This window comes from Clostridium sp. 29_15, from assembly GCF_001916075.1.
Lineage (GTDB): Bacteria > Bacillota > Clostridia > Clostridiales > Clostridiaceae > Clostridium > Clostridium lentum.
This window is the reverse complement of the sequence record NZ_MNRT01000033.1, coordinates 12662-38695: the sequence shown is the minus strand read 5'-3', so window position 1 is coordinate 38695 and position 26034 is coordinate 12662. Positions and strand designations below refer to the sequence as shown.

21 protein-coding genes are annotated in these 26034 nt (G+C 30.0%); 2 read left to right on the top strand and 19 right to left on the bottom strand.

Features of this window, described 5'->3' with window-relative positions; translation table 11 throughout:
• Nucleotides 1-79: 79 nt before the first annotated feature.
• From BHW04_RS07115 to BHW04_RS07090, 6 genes are all read right to left on the bottom strand, one after another.
• On the bottom strand, nt 80-445 hold the full coding sequence (locus BHW04_RS07115; RefSeq protein WP_302699281.1) for a hypothetical protein: 366 nt from the start codon (nt 443-445) through the stop codon (nt 80-82).
• Between the two features lie 21 nt (nt 446-466).
• A complete protein-coding gene (locus BHW04_RS07110; protein WP_302699280.1) occupies nt 467-1435 on the bottom strand; it encodes an ABC transporter ATP-binding protein in 969 nt (322 codons plus the stop codon).
• Nucleotides 1435-2481 carry an ABC transporter ATP-binding protein gene (locus BHW04_RS07105; protein ID WP_022211267.1) on the bottom strand — a complete coding sequence of 349 codons (1047 nt, stop codon included), beginning with the start codon at nt 2479-2481 and terminating at the stop codon, nt 1435-1437. Before BHW04_RS07105 ends, BHW04_RS07110 begins: the two co-directional genes overlap by 1 nt.
• 12 nt (nt 2482-2493) lie before the next feature.
• The gene (locus BHW04_RS07100) at nt 2494-3411 is read right to left on the bottom strand and encodes an ABC transporter permease (RefSeq protein WP_022211266.1); all 918 of its coding nucleotides are present in this window, start codon (nt 3409-3411) and stop codon (nt 2494-2496) included.
• Between the two features lie 12 nt (nt 3412-3423).
• A complete protein-coding gene (locus BHW04_RS07095; RefSeq protein ID WP_302699279.1) occupies nt 3424-4377 on the bottom strand; it encodes an ABC transporter permease in 954 nt (317 codons plus the stop codon).
• A 74-nt stretch (nt 4378-4451) separates the two neighbouring features.
• The gene (locus BHW04_RS07090; protein ID WP_302653395.1) at nt 4452-6161 is read right to left on the bottom strand and encodes a peptide ABC transporter substrate-binding protein; all 1710 of its coding nucleotides are present in this window, start codon (nt 6159-6161) and stop codon (nt 4452-4454) included.
• A gap of 347 nt (nt 6162-6508) precedes the next feature.
• Here BHW04_RS07090 and BHW04_RS07085 point away from each other — a divergent pair, with 347 nt between their 5' ends.
• Nucleotides 6509-7684 carry a class I SAM-dependent rRNA methyltransferase gene (locus tag BHW04_RS07085; protein ID WP_302622994.1) on the top strand — a complete coding sequence of 392 codons (1176 nt, stop codon included), beginning with the start codon at nt 6509-6511 and terminating at the stop codon, nt 7682-7684.
• 138 nt (nt 7685-7822) lie between these two features.
• Here the strand turns inward: BHW04_RS07085 and BHW04_RS07080 are convergent, their stop codons facing one another.
• Both BHW04_RS07080 and BHW04_RS07075 read right to left on the bottom strand, forming a co-directional pair.
• A complete protein-coding gene (locus tag BHW04_RS07080; RefSeq protein ID WP_302699278.1) occupies nt 7823-8746 on the bottom strand; it encodes a TIGR01212 family radical SAM protein in 924 nt (307 codons plus the stop codon).
• A gap of 105 nt (nt 8747-8851) precedes the next feature.
• Entirely contained in the window at nt 8852-9937 is a 1086-nt protein-coding gene (locus BHW04_RS07075) for a hypothetical protein (RefSeq protein ID WP_302699277.1), read from the bottom strand.
• A gap of 163 nt (nt 9938-10100) precedes the next feature.
• Between BHW04_RS07075 and BHW04_RS07070 the strand changes: the two genes are divergently transcribed.
• Nucleotides 10101-11159, top strand: coding sequence for a YkvI family membrane protein (locus BHW04_RS07070; RefSeq protein ID WP_186835171.1), 1059 nt, complete (start codon nt 10101-10103; stop codon nt 11157-11159).
• A 39-nt stretch (nt 11160-11198) separates the two neighbouring features.
• Here the strand turns inward: BHW04_RS07070 and BHW04_RS07065 are convergent, their stop codons facing one another.
• The 11 genes from BHW04_RS07065 to BHW04_RS07015 all read right to left on the bottom strand — a co-directional run bounded on the left by BHW04_RS07065 (nt 11199) and on the right by BHW04_RS07015 (nt 25833).
• Nucleotides 11199-12536, bottom strand: coding sequence for a peptidoglycan-binding domain-containing protein (locus tag BHW04_RS07065; RefSeq protein WP_022211259.1), 1338 nt, complete (start codon nt 12534-12536; stop codon nt 11199-11201).
• Between the two features lie 45 nt (nt 12537-12581).
• Nucleotides 12582-16157, bottom strand: coding sequence for a S8 family peptidase (locus BHW04_RS07060; protein ID WP_302699276.1), 3576 nt, complete (start codon nt 16155-16157; stop codon nt 12582-12584).
• Nucleotides 16158-16221: 64 nt separating this feature from the next.
• Nucleotides 16222-16893, bottom strand: a complete 672-nt coding sequence (locus BHW04_RS07055; RefSeq protein ID WP_302699275.1) for a helix-turn-helix domain-containing protein — start codon at nt 16891-16893, stop codon at nt 16222-16224.
• A gap of 4 nt (nt 16894-16897) precedes the next feature.
• A complete protein-coding gene (locus BHW04_RS07050) occupies nt 16898-17263 on the bottom strand; it encodes a DUF3783 domain-containing protein (RefSeq protein ID WP_302699274.1) in 366 nt (121 codons plus the stop codon).
• Between the two features lie 78 nt (nt 17264-17341).
• On the bottom strand, nt 17342-17866 hold the full coding sequence (locus BHW04_RS07045; protein ID WP_022211255.1) for a peptidylprolyl isomerase: 525 nt from the start codon (nt 17864-17866) through the stop codon (nt 17342-17344).
• Between the two features lie 237 nt (nt 17867-18103).
• Entirely contained in the window at nt 18104-18376 is a 273-nt protein-coding gene (locus tag BHW04_RS07040) for an STAS-like domain-containing protein (RefSeq protein ID WP_022211254.1), read from the bottom strand.
• Nucleotides 18377-18515: 139 nt separating this feature from the next.
• On the bottom strand, nt 18516-19289 hold the full coding sequence (gene murI / locus BHW04_RS07035) for a glutamate racemase (protein ID WP_302630868.1): 774 nt from the start codon (nt 19287-19289) through the stop codon (nt 18516-18518).
• 274 nt (nt 19290-19563) lie between these two features.
• The gene (gene carB / locus BHW04_RS07030; RefSeq protein WP_302699273.1) at nt 19564-22770 is read right to left on the bottom strand and encodes a carbamoyl-phosphate synthase large subunit; all 3207 of its coding nucleotides are present in this window, start codon (nt 22768-22770) and stop codon (nt 19564-19566) included.
• Nucleotides 22771-22782: 12 nt separating this feature from the next.
• Nucleotides 22783-23832 carry a carbamoyl phosphate synthase small subunit gene (locus tag BHW04_RS07025; protein ID WP_291661599.1) on the bottom strand — a complete coding sequence of 350 codons (1050 nt, stop codon included), beginning with the start codon at nt 23830-23832 and terminating at the stop codon, nt 22783-22785.
• A gap of 439 nt (nt 23833-24271) precedes the next feature.
• Nucleotides 24272-25021 carry an HAD-IIB family hydrolase gene (locus tag BHW04_RS07020; protein WP_302699272.1) on the bottom strand — a complete coding sequence of 250 codons (750 nt, stop codon included), beginning with the start codon at nt 25019-25021 and terminating at the stop codon, nt 24272-24274.
• A 38-nt stretch (nt 25022-25059) separates the two neighbouring features.
• Nucleotides 25060-25833, bottom strand: coding sequence for an SDR family NAD(P)-dependent oxidoreductase (locus BHW04_RS07015; RefSeq protein WP_302699271.1), 774 nt, complete (start codon nt 25831-25833; stop codon nt 25060-25062).
• Nucleotides 25834-26034 lie beyond the last annotated feature (201 nt).

The following is a 26034-nucleotide window of genomic DNA, read 5'->3' as shown; positions in this document are numbered from 1 at the left end:
AACAAGGAATAAAAAGTAGAAAATATCCTTGGAATCTATGAGTTCAAAGAATATTTTCTTAAATAACTATCTGTAAAAATTAATTATTCAACAACCTATTATAAAATAAAAACCAATCAATAATTCCCCCACAAATTAATATTGTTAGTGTAATAAATAACATAACCATTTCATATGAAAAGATTTTATATTTTTTCTTCCATTCATTAATATATTTCATTGGCTTTTCTTTCTTCTTTTTCATCAAAAGCATTGCTACTAATATCATTCCAAATGCTCCAATACAAATAAGCACTGTCTTTATTCCACATACAATATTAACTATATTTCCTTTATACATAAATACACACATTATTGATATTGCTATGGATATAATTGCAGATATTGTTATTCCAATAGCTATACATCTAACTATATCCTTAAATAGTTCACTTATCTTTTTCATTTGTATCACCTATCTTATATTTTAGTCATATAAATGACATGCTACATAATGGTCTTTTTCAACTTCTTTAAATAAAGGAGATTCTTTCTTACAAATATCCATACATTTACTACATCTTCCTTGGAACTTACATCCTGGAGGAGTGTTTATTGGACTTGGTACATCTCCTTCAAGCATTATTCTTTGTCTGCTTTCCTCCACATCTGGATCTGCTATTGGAATAGCTGACATAAGGGCTTCAGTATATGGATGTTTAGGATTTGAATACAATGCTTCCGATTCAGCAAGTTCAACCATACTTCCTAAGTACATAACAGCAACTCTATCTGATATATGCTTTACCATAGCTAAATCATGAGCTATAAAAAGATAAGTAAGTCCTAGTTCTTTTTGAAACTTAATAAGCATATTTGCTATTTGCGCTTGAATAGAAACATCAAGGGCAGATATAGGCTCATCACAAAGGATGAATTTTGGTTCTACAGCAAGTGCTCTAGCGATACCTATTCTTTGTCTTTGCCCACCTGAAAATTCATGAACAAATCTATTGGCATGTTCTTTATTTAATCCAACTTGTTCTAATAGTCTATATACTCTTTCACTTCTCTCTCCCTTGCTTTTTGCAAGTCCATGAATATCAATACCTTCTGCTATAATATCTGCAACTGTCATTCTTGGATTTAAAGAAGCATATGGATCTTGGAAAATTATTTGAACTTCTTTTGTAAAGTCCTTCCTATCTTTTCCTTTTAATCCATGAACACTTTTTCCTTTATAAAAAACTTCCCCGTCTGTCTTATCATACATTCCAATTACAGTTCTTCCGCAAGTAGTCTTACCACACCCTGACTCTCCAACAAGCCCTAAAGTTTCTCCTTCTCTAACAAAGAAAGAAACATCATCAACTGCTTTTAAAGTAGCACCTCCACCAACTTTAAAATGTTTTTTTAAGTTTTTAACTTCTAGTATTACATTTCCATCTTTACCCATTAATCTCTACCTCCAATAGCTAATTCCAAAACAGCGCTTGGAACTTCTTCATTGTATAACCAACATTTTGCAACGTGTCCATCTTCAAAATTATATTCTGCCGGTTCTTCTTCTAGGCATATATTCATACAATGCTTACATCTCTTAGCAAATCCACATCCTTTAGGAGGTGCTATTAAATCTGGAGGTGTTCCTGGTATAGTCTCAAGAATTTGTTTCCCTTTCCATTCTAACTTAGGCACTGCATTTAATAATGCCCATGTATATGGATGCTTAGGATTATAGAATATCTCTTTTTTAGTTCCTCTTTCTATAATTTGTCCTGCATACATAACTGCTATCTTATCAGCCATTCCTGCAACAACACCAAAATCGTGTGTTATCAATATTACTGATGTATTTAATCTTTCTTTTAAGTCATTTATAAGCTCTAATATCTGCGCTTGTATTGTAACATCTAGAGCTGTTGTTGGCTCATCAGCTATTAATATTTTAGGCTCACAAGCAACTGCTATAGCAATCATAGCTCTTTGCCTCATACCACCTGAAAATTCATGTGGATATTGATTAATTCTTTTTTCAGCATTAGGAATTCCTACAAGTTTTAATATTTTTATTGCTTCTTCTTTTGCAGCCTTTTTATTCATATGTCTATGAATAATTAAGTTCTCCATTATTTGCTTACCAATTTTCATTGTTGGATTTAGAGAAGTAAGTGCATCTTGGAATATCATTGCACAATCTCCACCTCTAAACTCTCTAATCTTTTTCTTATCATAATTTAAAATATTTTCACCATTAAAAAGTATTTTACTGCATTTTTTAATTTCACCTTGTGGTGCTTCAACAAGTCTCATTATGGCTCTTGAAGTAACACTTTTACCACAACCTGATTCTCCAACAATAGCTAAAACTTCACCTTTATCTACAGAAAAATAAACTCCTCTAACTGATTGTACTTCTCCTGCATAAGTATGATAAGATACCTTTAAATCTTCAACCTCTAACATTGGAGTGTTCTTCTTTTCATTATTTGTATTGTTCATAGTTTCTTCCTCCTATTGTCTAAGTTTTGGATCTAAAGCATCTCTAAGCCCATCCCCCAATATATTAAATGATAATATTAAAAGTACTAATACTATAGTTGGGAATAATAATTGATATGGATAAAAAGACATACTTGCTTGTCCAGATGATAATAATGAACCTAAACTAAATCTTGGTGTTGTTAATCCTAATCCTAAGAATGCAAGCGATGTTTCCGCAACAATTACTGCTGGTATTGTTTGTGCAACATCAAGAATAATAAGACCAATTGTGTTAGGTAATAAATGTTTAATTATTATTCTCATTGTAGATGCTCCTAAAGCTTCTGCTGCTAATACATATTCACTTTCTCTTAATTGAAGTACCTTACCTCTTACCATTCTGGCAGTTCCTGTCCATCCAGTTATACATAAGGCAATCATCAGTGGTAAATATCCATTTCCTAAAACAACTATTATTATTAATGTAACAATTAAATAAGGAATACTGTTTAAAACTTCTACTACCCTCATCATAATTTCATCAACATAGCCACCAGTATAAGCCATTATTCCTCCATATAAACATCCAATTACCACATCAATTAATGTAGCAAATAATGCTATAAGAAGTGACTTTCTAGTACCTATACATACTCTTGTGAATAAATCTCTACCTAAGTTATCAGTTCCAAACCAAAACTCTGAACTTGGTCCTTTGTTTTTTGCTGATGTAACAATTGTTAAATAATCTAAATTTTTAATATGAGGTCCTATGATAGCAATAATTGTCACTAGCACTAATACTACTAAAGCTACCATTGCTACTGGATTCTTTTTTAATCTTCTCCAAGCATCCTTCCAATAGCTTATATTAGGTCTCACAACTTCTTCACTATTTAATTTAGACAAATCTACTAATTCAAATCTCTTATCTTTTACCTTTTCCATTAGTTTGTCCCCCTACTTTGCTAGATTTATACGTGGATCAACCAATGTATATAATATATCTGTTATAAAAATAGCTATTATATAAATTGTTGCTGAAAATATAGTTAATCCCATTACTATTGGTACATCTCTTTGATTTACTGCACTTATGAAGTATTTACCTATTCCAGGAATAGCAAATACATTTTCAATGAAAAATGCACCTTCCATTATCCCTGAAACAGTAACTGGTAATACTGTAACTATTGGAATAAATGAATTTCTAAGCACATGCTTACGTACTATATTCGCTTCTGATAAACCTTTAGATCTAGCTGTAAGTGTATATTCTTGATTTATACAATCAAGCATACTTGTTTTTGTAAGCCTACAATAATATGCTAGATAAATACCTGCACCAGCTATTGTTGGTAGTATAGTATATTTCCATCCACCAAACCATAATTCTTTACCGCTAGCCCATCCTACTATTGGGAAATCAAAAACAGCTCCCTTAGTTAGATATTTTTGTAGTAATAAAGCTAAAACTATTACAGGAACTGATTTTAATAACATTGACCCAACTAAAATTATGTAATCAATTATTGTATTACGCTTCATTGCTGCTATTGTTCCTAAAAGAATTCCTAGTGTCACACCTATTACTATTTGTTGTAATCCAAGCCTTGCTGAAACAGGAAGCTTACTTGCAATAATTCCTGAAACTGTATCTCCTGCTTGTACAATAGATTCTCCAAAATCTCTATTTACTATATAATTTTTAAGCGTTACTACATACCTTTCTAATACAGGCTTATCATAACCATACTTTGCCAAAACCCTTTCTTGTGTAGCAGCTGGCAGCTTATTGATCTTTTGACTTAATGCATTACCTGGAACAGCTGATAATAGAAAAAATGTTCCTGAAGCTACAAGAAAAAGTGTTAAAACCATCTCACAAAACCTTCTTAATATATATCTTGTCATTAATTTTCACACCTCTTTATTTTATTAATGCATATCAGCTCAGCTGATATGCATTAAATTCTATTTTTTAATTTTTATTTATCTTCAACTGAAGCCCATCTAAATTCTATATTTGGTCCAAACTCTGGATATTGTAGATTTTTAATATTCTTTTGAACTACTGAATATGTGTCATAGTAGAATATTGGTGATATAACTGCATCTTCATCAACTAAAATATTTTCCAATTTTGAATAAGTTTCTAATCTCTTAGTATTATCATTTTCACCTGCTAATGAAGTTACTAAATTATCATATTCTTCACTTGCATATCCTGTATGATTATTAGAACCATCAGTTACCCACATATCAAGGAATGTCATTGGATCATCATAATCTGCTGACCAACCAGTTAACACAAAATCAAACTCTTGATTATTATACATATCTATGAATAATGCCCATTCATTTTGAACTTTAATATCAATATTTATTCCAAGCTTAGTTTCAATTTGTTGTTGTATCCATTCATTTTCAATAGTACCATCTTCAGAATCACTTTGTGATAGGTAAGTTAATGTATATTGACTTAAATCATCAGTTTGAAGTCCTAATTCAGCAAGACCTTCTTTTAATAATGCTTTAAGCTCATCACTATTGTTATTATATTTAGTAATGTCATCTGTTAATGGTTCATCTACTTGCTCTCTATAGAAATCTCCATCAAAATCAACATCTAGAGGAACATATCCTGCTGCTGCATTATATCTACCCTTAATTTCTCCTACATACTCATCTCTATCTAAAGCCAAACCAATTGCTTTTCTAACCTTAGCACTCTTTAACATTCCATTTCCATTTTCACTATCTTGGTTAAATGCTAAATAAAATACTGAAGGTGCATTACCTGTTATTAATTGACAATCTCCTTCATCTGCTAATGAATCGTATTTATCAATATATTCAATTAATTTAAGCCCCATATTATCTATTTCTTTTGACTCAAATAATTGAGCTCTTGTAGCCATTTCCTTAATATATGTTGCATTAATTTGCTCTAACTTAACATTATCAGCATCCCAATAGCTATCATTCTTAACAAGTACTTCTTTATCCATATTATCCCATTCCGTTAGTTTAAATGGTCCACAATAAACATTATTTTTATAATCACTTGAGTAATTATCACCTAATTTTTCAATTATATCTAATCTAACTGGCTTAAATACAGTATATTGTAACTTAGATAAAAAGTATGGAACTGCTTCTTTTAATTTTATTTCTAACGTACTATCATCAATAGCCTTTATTCCAACATTATCAGCTGAACCACCATTTAAGTTATAATCTTCTGCACCAACTATGTCATAAGCAAAGAAAGCATATTGGAATGCATTATCAGGATTTAATAATCTTAAAACTGAATCAACATAATGTTGAGCTACTACTGGCTCTCCATCTGACCATTTATTATCTCTTAAATGGAATGTCCAAGTTAATCCATCTTCTGAAGTATCCCAACTTTCAGCCCCTGCTGGTTTAATTTCATCTCCATTTCCATCATTATAAATTCTTACAAGACCTTCTTGTAAAGCTCCTAGTAATGTAGTTGTTTCTGCATCAGAACAATCATTAACATCTAATGTAGCCGCTTGCATATATAAAGTATTTAATACTTGCTGGCTATCAGAAGAGCTTGTACCTCCATTATTTTTACTTTCGTCTTCACTACTTCCACATCCAACAAAAGCTGTTACTACTAATGAACTAGCTAAAAGTAATGATAAAATTCTCTTTTTGTTCATAAATATACCCCCCATTAATTTAAATATATAGTAAAAAGTTATATATGCACTTTAATAATACAATATATTATCTTTTTCTATTTTTACCTATTTATATTTATTTTTAACTTATTTGGTAATATTTTATATCCGCTTTATTAACTTGTCAATATTTTTCTTTATATGTTAATAATTTACTAAATATTTATACAACGCTATTATTTTTTCAAAATTCTTTATTTTCATAATATTCATTACCTTTACTTTTCTTTATGCTATAATTTAGTTACTTTTATTTATTTAAAATACATACACATTCTCCCATAACCCATATGGCTGAGAATTGTCTTGAAAGGAGTTTTTATATAATGTCTAGTAAATTTTACTTGCACCAAGGGAAAAATAAAAAAGCTGAAAATGGTCGTCCTTGGATATATATTGATGAAATAAATGAATATGATGGTGATTATGAAAATGGAGATATTGTTGAAGTGTATAATCACAAGAATTATTTCATTGGAAAAGGATACATAAATGATCAAAGTAAGATAACAATTAGAATAATGACTAGAGATATAAACGAAGAAATTGATGAGGAATTCTTTAAAAGAAGATTTGCTGCTGCATGGGATTATAGACAAACTGTAATAGATACATCTTCTTGTAGATTTATCTTTGGTGAAGCTGACTTTCTACCTGGACTTACAATAGATAAGTTTAATGATTACTACGTCATTCAAATATCAACTTTAGGAATGGATCAATATAGGGATTTAATAGTTAAAATACTTGTTGAAGAATATAATGCTAAAGGTGTATATGAAAGAAGTGATATAAAGACTAGAGAAATCGAAGGCTTAGAGCAAAGAAAAGGCTTCTTAACTGAACCTTTCAACACAGATGTTGAAATAATTGAAAATGGTGTTAAGTACATAGTTGATATTGAAAACGGACAAAAAACTGGATTCTTCTTAGACCAAAAAGAAAATAGAGCTGCTATACATAAGATTTGTAAAGGAAGAGACGTTTTAGACTGCTTTACTCATACAGGGTCTTTTGCTTTAAATGCTGGTATAGCTGGTGCAAAATCAGTACTTGGAATCGATGTTTCTCAACATGCTGTTGATTGTGCAACTAGAAATGCTGAACTTAACAATTTACAAGATATTGTAAAATTTGAATGTCATAATGCATTTGATGTCCTTGGTACATGGTCAAGAGAAGGTAAACAATATGACGTTGTAATATTAGATCCTCCTGCTTTCACTAAATCAAGAGGAACTGTTAATGCTGCCATCAGAGGATATAAAGAAATAAATCTTAGAGGTTTAAAAATGGTTAAACCTGGTGGATATTTTGCAACTTGTTCATGTTCTCATTACATGAGTGAAGAACAATTAAAGAAAACAGTATTAGAAGCTGCTCATGATGCACGAAGAACTTTAAGACAAATAGAAGTTAGAACTCAAAGCTGTGACCATCCAATCCTTTGGAACTCAGATGAATCTTACTACTTAAAATTCTTTATCTTCCAAGTAGTCTAAATAAGTGATTAACTCCAAAAAAAGATATCCAATTAATTTGAAATTAAATTGGATATCTCTTTTTGTAAATTTTTAACTTCATCTGTACTTGTGCTGTAGACAACATAATTTATTAAATTATCAATTTTCAATTATTAATTATTTAAAGTTTTTCCCTTGCCATATATCTCTATCTACAAGTGCTTTATCAATAGCATTTAACACTTCCCATTTCTTAAGACTCCACATTGGTCCAATAAGCGTTGCTCTTGGAGCATCTCCTGTAAGTCTATGTACAACCATATCCTCTGGAATCATAGATATTCCCTCACAAATAAGGTCTATATAATCTTCTTCACTTAATAACTCAAATTCTCCATTATAATATTGCTCAGCCATCTTTGTATACTTCATTAAATGTAGTAAGTGGAATTTGATTCCTTGTGCCCCACTATGAGCTATGTAATCTATTGTCTTAAGCATATCTTCTTTTGTTTCTCCAGGAAGTCCAAATATAGAGTGAACAACAACTTCTATCCCTCTATCCTGTAATTTCTTTATACCTTCTTTAAAAACTTCAAATTTATATCCTCTATTAAAATTTTCTGCAGTTTCATCATTAATAGTTTGTAGCCCTAATTCTACCCATAAGTAAACCTTCTTACTCATTTCTTCTAATAGCTCAAGTACATCATCACCTAAACAATCTGGTCTTGTTGCTATGGATAAAGCAACAACATTTTCTTCTTCTATAGCTTGACTATATTTTTCCCTTAACTCTTCTATTGGTGCATATGTATTAGTGTACGCTTGGAAATAAGCTATGTACTTCCCCTTATTCCATTTCTTCTCCATGACTTTTTTTCTATCATCAAATTGCTCTGTTATAGTTAAAATTCTACTTCCTGCAAAATCTCCAGAACCGTGTGAACTACAAAAAGTACATCCTCCTTTAGCTACCTTTCCATCTCTATTTGGACATGTAAATCCTCCATCTAAAGGAATCTTATAAATTTTTTCACCATATTTATTTCTTAAAAAATAATTTAAGCTGTGATATCTCTTTCCATTCCATTCTTTCATATATATCAACCTTTCATCTAGTCTAAAAGTTATAAGTAAAAGGAAATGATAAAGTTTCCTTTATTCATTTCCTTGTTTAATAATTATAAATTACTTCTTAGGATATTACAATTTCTTAATCTCATAACTTTCAACATCAAAAGAATATTTACCTTCTTTTTCATTAATAGCTCCATCTGATTTTGCTTTACTTACATTAAAAATAAATTCTTCTGCATTAAAACCAATTTCATCAATATTATATTCTGCTTCGTTGAATTCTTCATTTATTGCTTTGCTTATGATATTTCCCTCATTGGCATTATATATGTTGACCCTTCTCACACCATTACCATTACTATAAACAACAGCCAAAGAATCTTCCTTCTTTGAAAAAATAAAATTATTGATATTACAATCTTTTAATAAATCTAGTGATACTATTTTCTTAGCTATTGGCTTTTCAAATAATTCTTCTAGCTGGGACATAGTGCTATCTCCATTACCTCCACTAGTAGCTGAATTATCTCCCATAAATGTTGTTATACTATCCTCAATATTAGCTACACATATATATGTCTGTTCTTGTCCTTTTGTAGATATAGCAACTTTTTTTCCTGTAAAACTCAATCCTACTTTGCCAAAAGCTTCATTAGGAACCTTTGCTTTATAAAGCATTATATCATTCTCACTTACATAAGTATCTTTAGGAATGCTATTTAAAGATACCACCAAGTTACTATTGCTTCCTTCCTCTTCTAATATTCTTAAATATTTTCCATCTACAAAAAGCTCCTTCTTAGATTGAGACTTAACTCCATTTATTAAATATTGATCTTTAATCTTTTCAACTTTAATAGTTAAACTTTCCAAATCACTTTTAGGTTCTGTAGAGGAAGTTCTTATTATATTGTAAATATAGTATGCAAAGTTATTTCCTTCAATGGACTTTTCTTTATCAAACGAAGTAATTTGTGATATTCCTTCACCAATATTTACATTATCCTTTAATAACTCTTCAGTACATAACTTATTAGCACCATCAATATTTCCATTTTTAATATTAAATAAATATTCTTTACTTATATTTAATGCTTTTTTGCTATCAAATAAGTCTACTTTGACTTCTTCCTTTTCTGTTTTTTTACAAGACGTAAAATTAAATAAGCTGAATAATACCACACATAAACTAATAAATCTTTTATTCTTCACTGATAATTCCTCCCTCAAAATATTATGGTTTAGCTTAATTATATTTTTTCATATAAAAATATAGCTTATTCATAAAAATTAAATAAAGAATAAATATACTGTAATCTTTATATACTTAATTGAGGGAAAATTAAATAATACTTTAATAGCTGGAGTGATATGATTGAAAAAAGACATATATAAAATTTTTCAAATTGCTTTTGTTTTTATTGGGACAATTGTTGGTGCCGGACTTGCTTCTGGCAAAGAAATTACAGAATTTTTTACTTCCTATGGTTTAATAAGCTTTATTGGCATTATTTTTTGTGGAATTTTTTATATAATTATTGGCACCATTATATCAAAAATAAGCATCAGATACGAACTCAACTCCTATAGTGATGTAATTAAAGTAATAAGCCCCAATATTCTTGGAAAATTTACTGGTGCCATTACTACCGTTTACTTAATTTCCAGTGCCTCTATTATTTTAGCCGGAAGCGGAGCACTTATTAATCAATTTTTTGGTATTCCTAAAATAATCGGAACTCTAATAATGATTGCTTTAGCTTCTTTCTTTCTTCTTAGAGGAACCAATGGACTTATTGAGGTAAATTCATTTATCGTTCCTGCATTACTTACTACTATTACTTTAATATTCATATTATATATTATATTTTGTGGTGATAATCTCAGCATAAATTATATTTCTCAATTTACTCCTCCTAAAAAAGGAGTTTTAATATCCACCATACTTTATGCTGGATATAACACTCTTTGCTGTTGTGGTGTATTAGTGCCTTTAAGCAATGAAACACGTAAATCTAAAATTATGGTATCTGGCATCGCTCTTGGTGCCATTGGCCTAACTGTTTTATCTACCATAATTAATATTTTATTATTAATGAATCAGCCTTATATATATAAATATGAAATACCACTTCTTTTATGTGCCCAAAGGTTTAGTAACATAATTCAAGCACTGCTATTAATTATAATCTGGCTTGAAATGTTTTCTACAGAAGTATCAGATGTTTATTCCATTAGCAAGACTTTAGAACAAACCTTTAAGCTACCTTTTAAAAAAGGAATATTTATTGTCTTAGCTTTTGCCCTTCCAATATCACAAATAGGGTTTTCTAATCTTATTACCACCCTTTATCCTATGTTTGGTATACTCAGCCTAATTTTTATTACCCAATGCATTTACTTTTTCTACAAAAATAAAGAAAAGCTTGGCTAAAGCTAAGCTTCTCTCTAATTTACTATTCCCAGAACCTTTCTAATCGAAGTACTCAAAGGTTGGTACATTAGGGTCATTTATCATATCAATTGAAACTGGTGGTCTGAATATTTTCTTAGTTCCTTTTCTTGCATCCTTAAGTTCTGCTATTTTAGAAACCCCTACATAAATATCAGATATCCTATACCAAGTTGCATAATCTACCACACCTGTCTGTGGAAGATTAAATACCTGTTGAAATACTTTTACAGCTTCCTGCGTTGTACTTCCATAAACTCCATCTACAGCTACCTTAGGTATTAGTGGATAATTTCTTGCTATTCTATTAAGTTGTTCTTGAATTGTACTAACTTCGTCACCTGTTGAACCTACAATAAGGTCATATCCTGGGTATGATGCAGGACTACCAGCAACTTGTTCTGCTGTAACAAGCTCAATATCTGTACCATAAAAATGAGTTAGTATTTCATATGGAGTCTTTCCTTTATCACCAAGATATTTACTTCCCCATTGAGTCATCCATTCTGGACACTGAACATTTTTCCCATCACAATATTGTGTTAAAAGTGGTTGCTTCCTGCCATACCTCCTTATATAAGTAGAAAAAATATCATCTACTATGGCACCTATATTGTCATAAATATTTCTGCCATAATTAAAGGCATGATCATATGCTGTTGAATTAGTTATTTGATAATTTTTCCCTTTTCCACGATACCATTCTGTATAAATTCTATTTAGGGTAAATGAAATTATTGCATAAACATTTGCTCTAATTGTCGACTCTGACCATGTAGAATATATTTCACATGAAGCAACGTTCTTAATGTAATCTTTATAGAGCACTGTAACATTTGAAGCTGATGTATTGTTAGGTGAGCCTTGATGTACTGTAATATATTCTGGTATAACAGGTTTAGGTAAAACAACTCCACTGGTGGGAGCTGGCAAAGGTTTATCTACCTCTTCAGGAATTTTAGCAGGATAATTTCCATTTAATGTATTAGGTTGAATATTTATTATATCTGCCCTTGAACCAAATTTTCTTGAGGATTCTATTAGAAAGCATTGTTGTATTGCTATCTGTGTTGGAAATATCTGAATCCCATTAACTACTATGCTTTGAAATCCTTCTCTTTCTACTCTTAAATCATACAGACTGTAGGGAATTTTTCCTATTGGCTGCTGTGAATATTCAAGAGGCGGAGCTTCTAATGATATTATTTGAGACTCCCCAGACGAATTAGTAGTAAGATCTATTGACTGACTTTCACCCACTTGTCCTTCTGCTGGTGTTAAAGTTGCTGTTACTTTATCTACAGGCACATAACTATCTTCTACAAAACATTGAATCTTTAATCCACCTTGCTCTGCCATATATTACTCCTTAATATATTAATCCATTATATTAATATGCTTTTTTTAATTAATAGTTCTATTATATCTAGATTTTGGAATCCTTATGAATAAGTTATTAACTCTATATTCTTCATAATCTTCACTTTTTCTAGGATTATACGTATCTTTAATCCTATCAAATATTCCCTTCATATCAAACATTCCATATCCCCACTCCTTATTAGGATAAACATCTCCTGGCCTTCCTTTAGCCCCACTTATGATATATGCCTTTATTTGTTCTGCATATATATCAGGATAGTTTTTGTCAGTAACTGCCCATTGAAGAATAAGAGCACAACAACCTGCAACTACAGCTCCTGCAACAGAAGCTCCACTAATTACAGCAGTTCCACCACCTGGATTAGTAACTATCGCATTAAATCCTCCTGCTGCTATATCTGGTTTTATCATTTTATCTCGTGTATAACCCCTTCCTGATTCAGTTACAACTGAATTATCCTCTTGATTGTAATATGCCACTGAAATTGCTCTATTAGATGTACTAGATAATGTAAGTGTAGTATAACCAACTGAATTTAAAAACTTAGTTTCACTATCTAAAAGTTCTCTTTGTGGTATCCAAGCATAATATTTTCCTTCAACTATATATTGACCAGTTAATCTAAACTTCCAAATTCCTGCTTTTAAATTATAAGCTCTTATAAAAATATGAGAATCTCCAGTTGATAATTCAGGGGAAGTAAAATTAACTATCATTTCAGTTCCTTCATATAAAAATTTAATTCTTTCATTATTCGCATTTTTAGAATCTAAATTATCTATCATCTCTCCTGAAGGTGAAATTATAGAAAGCTTCACCCTATTAGGCTTATTTACCCATATTTCTATTGGTAAATTCTTTTGCTTTTCACCAACTCTTATTTCTATATCTTTTATATCACCAGAACTTTCTATTATCCCTTCAGTATGAGTATCTGTATTTCCTTGATTTCCTGTAGGAACAACAACAACAGTTCCTGATTGTGTTGAATAGTTATTTATAGATTGTTCAACAATCCCATTTCCTGTATGTGAACCCATATTACTTCCAAGAGGTTCAAAAACAACTACTGGACGCTTTAATTCTCTGGCAACAGCAATTATATATCTTAATGCTAATAATGCACTCCATGGACTATATGAAGGCACATCTGTTTTATCAATGACAGCTACATCAAGTTCTACTTTAGTTGCTCTAGATAATTTAACAATAATAAATTGACAATCTGAAGCAGCTCCCTTTAAATCTGGGTTTATTCCTCTTCCTCCAATAATTCCAGCCATTCTTGTTCCATGTCCTATATCATCTTTAGACGGAACTATACTATATGGATTTCCTCCTGAAGCTTGTAATCTTATAGCTTGATTTATTTGATCTTCAGTATATTCTGTTCCATATTTCAAGCTATATATCTCCTTATTTCCTTGTATAGTTTGATCCCATATTCTTACTATTCTTGTTGTATCATCTTCTCTTTGAAATTCTTTATTAAGATAATCTATTCCTGTATCTATTATTCCTACTAATACACCTCTTCCATTAAGCCTTAAATAAGGATTATTATTAAATACTGGTGCGCCACTAGCTTCCAACGGAGATATAGCATTTAATGTTAATATTGTTGAAACTTCAATATTAACTATCCTTAAAACTATATTACTTATTTCATTAACTTTATTAGCTGGTGTTATTATAATAGCAAAATTTGAGGATACCATAACACCTGAAATATTCAGTATTTTTAATATATCATCAAGATTGGTTTTTCCTGTAACTTCTACTAAAAGAAATACATTATCTTCACTAGTTGTATCATATTTAACACCTATATTTGACAGCTCTAAATCAAAATTACTATTTTGTCTATTTTCAATATCAATATCTCTAAATCCTATGCCTAATGTTTGTGCTAATATATTAAAACTATCTCTTAAGCAAAGTTCACCATATCCCCATGATGGACTTGGATATATTATATCTTTTCTATTTTTTTTAGCACCTAATATTAAAAAATACTTTAATCTTTCTCCATATAAGTAATAATCATTTCCATTTACTATACCCCATTGCATCATAAGTGCAGCAGCTCCTGTAACTTGTGGTGTAGCCATAGATGTACCTGTTTTTTTATCAAAACTTCTATTAGGAATAGCTGAATAAATTCCTTCTCCTGGTGCAACTATATCTGGCTTTATATATTGACCTTCAAATTTTTTTCCTCTTCCTGTAAATGGTGATATGGTGTCTATTAAGTAATTGTAACTACCAACAGATATTACATTTCTTACTGTAGCAGGAATTCCTAAAGTATTATAAACAACTGGATTTACAAATTTAGTGTTAATATTTAACCCTTCTGAAATAGGTAACCACATATCAAAGGTTCCATCATAATTATCCAATTTTCTTAAATTTACTTTCCATTCACCTGGTGTTATATATTCATTAATTCCACTTATTATAATTCCAATCTCACCACTTATATCAAATGGCTTAGGTCCTGTTAAATATATAGAATATCTTGAATTACCAATTGCACCTTCTTGAAATCCTTCTTTTATTGTTATTTCTCCAGTACTACCTCCACTTGGAGAAATTAGCTTTATACTCAATGAAGGTAATAATGACTTATATAAATTTATTACAACTGTAGTTTCATCAGATGAAACATTAAAAAGTATTTCATTTACTTCTTCTAAATTTCCTGATATATGATGCGCTGCTTCACCTTCATTTCCTGCTGCAATAACAATGGTTACTCGCTCTAAAGTTGAAACTGTTGAAATGTATTGTTCTAGAAGGCTACTACCATTATGTGCTCCATCATTTGTGCTTAAACTTATATTAATTGCCAATGGCATATTAAGCTCTTTATTTTTATCTATAAGAAATTTTATGCCCTTCATTATATCAGTACTTAAAGTAAATAATCCTCTAGCTACCTTTACCATTATTATTGAACTTTCAGGTGCAACTCCATAATATCTAGATGGAATATTTCCACCTGCACAAGCAATTCCTGTAACATGAGTACCATGACCTACATCATCTCTAGACTGTACAATATCATAAGGATTTTCAGTCTTTAAAGCTTCATTTACTTGTGCTTTACTATATACTACTCCACCTAAACTTAAATCATATATATACTCTATTCGACTAGTACCATCTGCATTTATAAAAGCTGGATGAGTATAATCAATTCCTGTATCAAGAAACCCTACAATAGTTCCTTTTCCATTTAGTCCATTAGCCTTTGATATCTGTGTTATACAACTAGCTCTATTACTTTCAAAATCTGTTGTGTATAAATTTTTAGGAAATTCAATGTATTGTATTGTAGGAATCAGTGCTAAATTAATTATTTTATCAAAAGGTATTGTCACAATTCCAAAGTTATATCCTAAATTTAAGTATTTCCCACCTAAATTATCTACAATTTTTGAAATATTATCAGGATTATCTCCTGAAATAATCACAACCTCTATTTCTTTTTCAGTTTCACCTAAAAGATAGCTACTAGAAATATTTAATTTACTAAGGACTTCCTTTGGAAGTTCTTTTAATAATCCTAAATTAGTTTCTATATCTAACACCTCATTATATTGGTTTATAACAATATATGTCTTTATAACAAAAAAAAGTGCCTTTCGGCACTTCTTATAATTTTATTTCTATTCTTTCTAGTTTAGCTAAGACTTCTATCTCTTTTACTTCTGCAGTTTCAGTCATAAGAGCTCCTCCATTACTTACTAGAAGAACTTTTGAATTTCCAAGATTCTTAATCTGTCTTATTTTTCTCTTACTCTTGTACTCAACTAAGAAGAATCCATTATTACTTATTTCCTTTACTAAATGAGCAAAAGCCAAATCTCCCGGCATCATTCTAAAACCAGACATTTCACTATCTTCAATTTCTATATATAAAACTTTATCTTGTGGGAAACCTTCTATTTTATTAGAATGCACTGGCAACTCTTTTCTTCCTTTTGCTACATTTAAACCATATCCATAGACAGGTACGCTCTTTAAAACTGAAGAAAAAGCATCATTCCAAAATTCATTTACTTCAATTTTATTGGGCTTTTTATTAACAGTTTCATTTTTTCTTTCTTCCATTAAAGCTTCATCTGTAACTACCATACTTATATCATTTAAATCAGCCTTTAATATTTTAGCAGCTCTATCAATAAAAGATTCCTGTACTACCTTTTTTCCCATTTCAACTTCGTTTATATATTTTTCTGCTACACCTAGCTTTTTAGCTAAAACCTTTTGAGTCATACCAGATTTTAATCTTGCCTCTTTAATCTTTTCCCCTACTCTACTCATATTCTTATCTCCTACCCTTAGACATAGTTTCTCTTTCTAAAACAAGATGGTTCAATAGATAGTTTACAGTCCAATTAATTGATATTGGTGTTACCATTGCTAATATTCCTCCATTAACTATCTTTCTTGTTGTAGAAATCATATTTTTCATTTCTCTTTGTGCAAAATTATTAAATAAAATCATTTTTTCTTCTGGACTATTTTCATTTGCTGTTTCTGTTTCTACTTCTAATCCTTCAATTATATCTTTAACGGTCATACTAGCCATTTCTTTTGTAATTTCAATTACTTTAAAAGGAAGCCTTTTAAGCTTTTGTAATTCTTCATCTTTAAGATTATAAACTAATATACACTTATTATTCTTTAACATCTTTTCTCCTATTTATTAAATATAAAATTATAATTTAAGAATGATGAATTAAGCTAACTCATCATTCCTGATTATTTATTAATCTTCAATTATTGTTGGTGCATCATATTTTTCACCAAAAGTATCTACTGTAACTTTCTTCATTACTTGATCTTCATATGGTTTATCATTATAATCAGTTTTAGTTGAAACTATCTTATCAGCCACTTCCATTCCTTCTATCACTTTACCAAATGAAGCATATTGATCATCTAAATGTGGTGCATCTGCTACCATTATAAAGAATTGACTTCCTGCTGAATCTGGAATCATAGTTCTTGCCATTGAAAGAACTCCTCTTTTATGTTTTAATTCATTTTTAAATCCATTTCTTGAGAATTCACCTTTAATTCTATACCCTGGGCCTCCCATTCCTGTGCCTTCTGGGCATCCTCCTTGAATCATAAATCCTGGTATTACTCTATGGAACATAATTCCATCATAAAATCCTCTATCAATTAAATCTATAAAATTTCTAACTGTATTGGGAGCTATTTCAGGATATAATTCTGCTTTGATAACTCCTCCATTTTCCATTTCTATTGTAACTATTGGATTCTTCATAAAAAGTTCCTCTCTTTCATTTATTTATAGTTTATTATTATCATATTTATCCATAGTAATTCAAGGTTAATTGCTTATTTTATAAAAATATTTTAATCTTTTGTATTATTTCCACAAAAAAATAAGATAAAGTTAATTCCTATAATTAACCTTATCTTATATATCCATTCTTTTCTCTTATAATACTTATACTAAATGCTTCTATATACCTTCTTATTGTATGTATTTTTATCTTCATTAAAAGGTAGTTCCTAACACTACTCTTGAAAAATCCCTAACATTTGATAAATTTTTAACATCAACTTGTTGAAAAACATATTTTCTACCATACTTTGTAATCAAATCATTTAATAAGCAGTTAAGAAAAGTTGTTGCTACTCTATTAACCCCTTCAAAATCTAGTTGGATTCCATCTTCTAAATTATTTCTTATTATTTCTCTTAATAATATTGCATCCTCTATATTACACTCTTTTCCTAATATTTCTCTTACTTTGACATTCTTTTTCATATGTAACATCCCCTCAATATTTTAAAATTTTCTGAAAATTCTTTCTATACTTATATCTTATTCTTCTTCTATCTATTTGTCAAGCTTTTAACAAACTTTTTTTTAAAAACAAAAAAGAATCATTAATAAAACGATTCTTTTACATTTCTATGAGCTTCCAACATAAATCTATTAATTCTTTTTTATTAGATGAATTTATCATTTCGATAGTTCCTTTTTCCATGCTATCATTTAATAAATCCTTTTCCTTTAATCTTCTCATCAACTCTCTAGATGTACCTAAGCTTCCATCAATTATATCTATATCTTGTCCTACCACTTTTGCTATGGCACTTCTTACAAATGGATAATGTGTGCATCCTAATACTATAGAGCTTATTTTAGTATCCATAAATGGCTCTAGTTTTTCTCTTAAATAAGCATCAAGTTCTTCACCTTCTAAAATTCCCTGCTCCACATATTCCATCAAACCTCCACATGGTACAGGCTCTATTTCTCTCATATCTCTATATCTATCTAAAAGTTTATGAAATTTAACTTCTTTTAAAGTCATTGGTGTTGCCATAACTAATATCTTGCCTTCCTTACTACTATTAGCTGCTGGTTTCAAAGCTGGTTCTATACCTACTATTGGAATATCTGTATACTTAATTCTAAGCTCTGCTACAGCTGCACTAGTTGCTGTATTACATGCAACCATTATACCTTTAACACCTCTACATAATAAATATTCTACAACATCAAAGGTTAGCTTTTTTACTTGCTCTGAACTTTTTACTCCATATGGAGCATTTTTTGAATCACCATAATATATAAAATTCTCATTAGGCATTATTTTTATTGCTTCTCTTAAAACGCTTAAACCACCAAGCCCAGAATCCAACACTCCTATAGCTTCATATTTTTTATCCATAATAATCTCACTCCAATTTATATCTTCTCTATTAAAGATTATTTTTACTTTACATATATATAGTATATCTTATATTATCTTATTAGTAAAAATATATGCTTTAAGTATTTTTCTCTTTAGTTATCCACAGTTTGTGAAATGTTATCAACATTATCCACAGATTAAATTTTGAACAAATTTTTGTTTAATATAAATAAAGTTTATAAAAAAAAATCAGTTCGCTTAAATCTAATGCGAACTGATTCTTTTTTGGGGCTTTAACGCCCATTTTTTTCTACTCTGCCATGTTAAAAACTTCTAAATTGTTATTTTCAATTTCTTCAACTTTTACATCTGCTATAGCTCTTAAAGTATCCAGTGCCGTAATTACTCCTATATTTCTTTCAACAGCTGCTCTTCTTATTAAGAAACCATCTCTCTTAGAGTCATTTCCTTTAGTAGGTGTATTAACTACCAAATCTACTTCTTTATTTTTAATTATATCAAGGATGTTTGGTGATTCTTCATTAAGTTTTCTTACTTGTTCTACTTCTATACCAGCTTCTCTTAATAATTTGCAAGTTCCTTCTGTAGCAATAAATTTATACCCTGCCTTTGCTAATTCCTTTGCTATTGGTAAGAATTCAACTTTATCATGCTTATTAATTGTGGCTAGTATTTTTCCTTTTTCATTAGAAGGATACATATTAGCTGCTACAAAACCTTTATATAATGCTTCCTTAACATTTCTACCAACACCTAAAACTTCTCCTGTAGATTTCATTTCAGGTCCTAAAGATACTTCAACCTTAGGAAGTTTTTGAGTTGAAAATACTGGCACTTTTACTGATACTAGGTCTGGTTCTGGATATACATCTACTCCATATCCTAAATTAACTAATTTTTCTCCTAACATTACTTTTGTTGCTATATCAACAATTGGTACTCCACTAACCTTACTTATATATGGTACTGTTCTTGAAGCTCTTGGATTAACTTCTATTACATATAGCTTTCCATCAAACTCTATAAACTGGATATTGATCATACCTTTTATACCAATTGCTAAAGCAAGCTTCTTAGTATAATCTAAAACATCAGCCTTAATCTTATCATCTATATTTTGACTTGGATACATTGTTACAGAATCTCCTGAATGGACTCCTGCTCTTTCTAAATGTTCCATTATACCTGGAATTAATATGTTTTCGCCATCTGATATAGCATCTACTTCTATTTCTCTACCCATTAAGTATTTATCTATTAGAATAGGATTCTTCTTATCCTTCATAAATGCATTTTTTAAGTAGTATGTTAATTCTTCTTCATCATGAGTTATTTCCATACCTTGTCCACCTAATACATATGAAGGTCTAACAAGTACTGGGAATCCAAGTCTTCTTGCCTCTTCAATACCTTCTTCTAAAGTCCATACACCTTTTCCCTTAGGTCTTGCTATATCAAACTTTTCAAGTAATTCTTCAAACTTCTCTCTATCTTCAGCCATATCAATTTGATCAGCTGTAGTTCCTAAAGTCTTAATACCCTTTTCTTTTAAGAAGTTAGCTAACTTTATAGCTGTTTGCCCACCAAATTGAAGTATTACTCCATCTGGATTTTCTTTTTCAATTATATTTAATACATCTTCTTCAGTTAAAGGCTCAAAGTATAACTTATCTGAAATATTAAAGTCTGTACTTACTGTTTCAGGATTGTTATTTACAATTATAGTTTCGATGCCCATTTTCTTAAGAGCCATTACACAATGTACTGATGCATAATCAAATTCAATACCTTGTCCTATTCTTATTGGTCCTGAACCAATTACAATTACCTTCTTCTTATCTGAAACTTCAACTTCATCATATTGTTCATAAGTTGAATAATAGTAAGGTGATAAAGCTTCAAATTCTCCACCGCATGTATCAACCATTTTGTATGCTGGCTTTATATTCCATATATTTCTTAATCTATAGATATCATCTGGTGTAACTCTAAGCATATCTGCTATTGCTTTATCTGAAAATCCTTTTTTCTTAAGCTTTAATAGCCATTCCTTATCTAATTTATCTATAGAAGATAATTTTAATCTTGTTTCTTCATGAACTATCCATTTGAATTTTTCCAAGAAGAACATATCGATACCTGTTATCTTAGCAATACTTTCTATTCTATAATCTCTTCTTATCATTTCTGTTAAAGCAAATAATCTTTCATCATCTGGCTTCATTACTGCTTCTTTTAATTCTTGAATGCTCATTTCCTTAAACTTTGGATGGTCTAAAGAGTATTTTCCTATTTCTAAACTTCTTATACCTTTTAATAAAGCAGCTTCTAAGTTAGCACCAATGGCCATTACTTCTCCTGTTGCCATCATCTTTGTTCCAAGCTCTCTATCTGCTGTAAAGAATTTATCAAATGGCCATTTAGGAATCTTCACCACTACATAATCTAAAGTAGGTTCAAAACATGCATAAGTCTTTTGCGTTACTGCATTTTTTATTTCATCTAAACCATAACCTAAAGCTATCTTAGCTGCTAACTTTGCTATTGGATATCCTGTTGCTTTTGACGCTAATGCTGATGATCTTGAAACTCTTGGATTAATTTCTATTACTGCATATTCAAATGAATTTGGATTTAAGGCAAACTGTACATTACATCCACCTTCTATACCTACAGCATTTATAATATTGATAGCCGCTGTTCTAAGCATTTGATATTCTTTATCTGATAAAGTTTGAGATGGTGCCACTACTATACTGTCACCTGTATGAATACCTACTGGATCGATATTTTCCATGTTACATACAGTTATGCAGTTTCCGTAAGAATCTCTCATTACTTCATATTCTACTTCTTTCCATCCCTTAACTGATTTTTCTAATAAAACTTGTCCTATTGTACTTAATTGTAAACCTGAAGCTAAGATAACCTTTAATTCATCTTCATTTTCAGCTATACCACCACCAGTACCTCCAAGAGTATATGCTGGTCTTACTATAACTGGATATCCTATCTTATTTGCAAAAGCTATTCCTGCTTCCATATCTGTTACTATTTCTGAAGTGATAACAGGTTCATTAATTCTATTCATCATATTTCTGAATAGTTCTCTGTCTTCACCTTCTTTTATAGATTCTATGGATGTTCCTATTACTTTTACATTATATTTATCTAATATTCCTGCATCATGTAAGTCTACAGCAAGATTTAACCCTGTTTGTCCACCCATTCCTGCAAGTAAGCTATCTGGTCTTTCTTTGGCAATTACTTTTTCCACAAACTCTAATGTTAATGGCTCTATATAAATTTTGTCTGCAACTTCCTTGTCTGTCATTATAGTAGCTGGGTTAGAGTTTACTAAAACAACTTCTATACCTTCTTCTTTTAATGCTTGACATGCCTGAGTTCCTGAATAATCAAACTCTGCTGCTTGGCCTATAATAATTGGACCTGATCCTATAACTAAAACTTTTTTAATACTTCTATTTAATGGCATCTTAAAACCCTCCTAAAGTGCATATTCCATAAATCTGTCAAAAATATATTCGCTATCCTCTGGCCCTGCTGCTGCCTCTGGATGGAATTGAACTGAATATATTGGTAATTTAGTATGTTTCATACCTTCTATTGTTCCATCATTTATATTTATATGTGTTGCTACCACATCTTCTGGTAATTCATTTACCACATATCCATGATTTTGTGATGTAATATGAACCATATTTCTTTCTAAATCTTTAACTGGATGGTTGCATCCTCTATGTCCGAATTTTAATTTAGTAGTATGTCCACCAAGTGTTAATGCTAATAATTGATGTCCTAGACAAATACCTACTATTGGTTTTACCCCTACTAACTTCTTAATGTTTTCTATTACTTCTGTTAAATCTTCTGGATCTCCAGGACCATTTGATAAAAATATTAAATCAGGATTTACTGCTAAAACTTCCTCTGCAGTTATATTCATTGGGAATACTGTGATTTTACAGCCTCTCTTTTTAAAGTTTCTTATTATATTTTCCTTTATACCAAAATCAATTATCGCTACATGTTTGCCTGAACCTTCAATTGTATATGAATTTTTAGTACTTACTGATTTAACAGCTTCTTTATTTGAAAAGCCTTCTATTTTTTCTTTCACTTCATCTAAGGATTCGCTTTCTAAAGAAATAATACCTTTCATAGTTCCATTATTTCTTAATATTTTTGTTAAAGCTCTTGTATCTATTCCCTCTAGGCCAATTATCTTATTTTGTTTTAAATAATCATCTAATTGCATTTCACATCTAAAGTTATTTGGAAAATGGCAGTTTTCTCTTACAATGAATCCTTTTACCTTTGGTGATTTAGATTCTGAATCTTCTAGATTAATTCCGTAGTTTCCTATAAGAGGATATGTCATTGTTACAATCTGACCATAGTATGATGGATCTGTTAAAACCTCTTGATACCCTGTCATTCCTGTAGTAAATACAACTTCTCCAACACTTTCTTTTAAATGCCCAAATGCATTACCTTCAAAAATCATTCCATTTTCAAGTATAAGCCTTGCTTTCATTATTTAGTCCTCCCTTTAGCTTTATGTATAAACTTTTTAAAAATACACTTCTAAGCTTCTCAATGTTAAATACCTTTTTCTTATTTTTTATTTAAAAAAATTCGTAAAAAGAAAAGGATAATAGGGAGATAATTTAATGTAAAATTATCTCCTTATTATCCTCTAAATATTTAAAACCGTGGTTAGAAAACTTATTTAATGATTCAACGATGTAACTATAGTTATATTGTTTTGCGTATAACATACCTACATACTCCTTTCTGGCCTCTCTGGACCAATTTAAAGTGTACTTTTTAACTTTTTTATTATTCTTGTATATCATTCTATATTTTCTTACACTTAATGTCAAGATTAAATATTTATTTTATACTTTCTAGTATAAGGATATTATTTGCAATTTTTTGCTTTTGCAGAAATTATACCCTCTTATACACTTATTTTAATTAGAAAATATTTTTTCTTTTTCAATCCATTTAATTAAGAACTCCATTACATTATCATCATTACTACATGCAATGTATTTTGATAGTTTTTTTAATTTCTCACTACCATTTAACGTGCAAAACCCATAATCTGCCTCTTCTAAAAGCTCCAAATCATTCATATTATCTCCTACAGCTATAACAGTATGATTTATAATATTATTTTTATTTATAAGTTCTTTTAGTGCTTGTCCTTTTGATATGCCTTCTGGTATCATCTCTAAATAAATATCTGAACTTCTAATAAGTGCATCTTCATATTCTTTATGATAACTTTTTTCAAAATTATCTAGTTCTTCTTTACTGCCAATTATTAAAACTTTAGTCCATTTTTTATTCCAAATATCATCATTTACTTCATAAACTACATCATATCCTAAATTCTTAAATCTTTCAGTTTGTTTGCAACTTTGAAATATGTAAACTACTTCTTCACTATATATTTCTATTCCTAAATTAGGGTTATTTTTTTTTATATCTTGTACAATTCTTTTTTTATTTTCTTCTAAATGTCTTTCCCATATTACTTCATCATTATTACAATCATAAACTTTTACTCCATTATACATTATCACTGGTAAATTAACATTGATTTTATTCACATGTCTTTTAACAGATGGTAACATACGTCCTGTAGCTAAAGTGAACTTTCCGCCATTATTAACAAAATATTTTATTGCATTTATATTCTCATCTATCTGATACAATTATATATCCATCAAAAATCCCCACTATCCTCTTCCTCCTACTTTTCATTTGTTTTTAATACTATTTTACGCACTATACTCCTAGGTGCAAACTTATTTATATTAACTAATAATTTATTTTTAATTCCTGGTACTATGATTGCTTTTCCCTTCTTAAAGCCTTTATAGCCTTCTTTAGCTACATCTTTTGCCTCCATTAAATATTTTTTAGCTCCTTCTGATTTTTCAATTCCTGCTTTTGCTTGGAAGGAAGTCTTAACTGGACCTGGACAAAGACAGCTCACCTTAATGCCATCCTTTTTAACTTCTTCGTGTATTGCTTCTGTTAAGTTTAAAACATAAGCTTTTGAACCATAATATGCTGCCATTTTAGGTCCGCTACAAAATGCTGCTGTTGACGCAACATTTAAAATTCCCCCTTGCTTTGCCTTTATTATCATAGGTAAAAAATGCTTAGTCAGTTTACTAAGAGCCTTAATATTAATATCAATAAGTGCTTCTTCCTTTTCCCAACTTATATCCTTGAATTCTCCAAAAGAACCTATGCCAGCATTATTAACTAAAGTATCTACTGATAGATTATTATCTTCAATATAATTTATAAGTTTTTCACATTCTTCCATAGATGATAAATCTACAGATATTATTCTTACATCTACTCCTTCACCCTTTAGCATTTCTTTAGCTTTATTTAATTTTTCAATATTTCTAGCTGCTAACAACAAATTGTGCTTATCTTTAGCAAATAACTTTGCTAACTCCAAACCAATGCCATCACTGCCACCAGTTATTAATACGTAATTACTCAACATTTACTCCCCCTTTATGTAATGATGAATTATGAATTACGAACTTAGATAATGATGAATGATGAGTGATGAATGATGAATTGTGGAATAAACTCCTTACGGGAGTTTAGAAAAATATAATTTTCAGAAATTCTGTAAGAATTTCATCATTAATTCATAATTCTTAATTCATAATTTATCATTTACTAAGTTCATAATTAACTA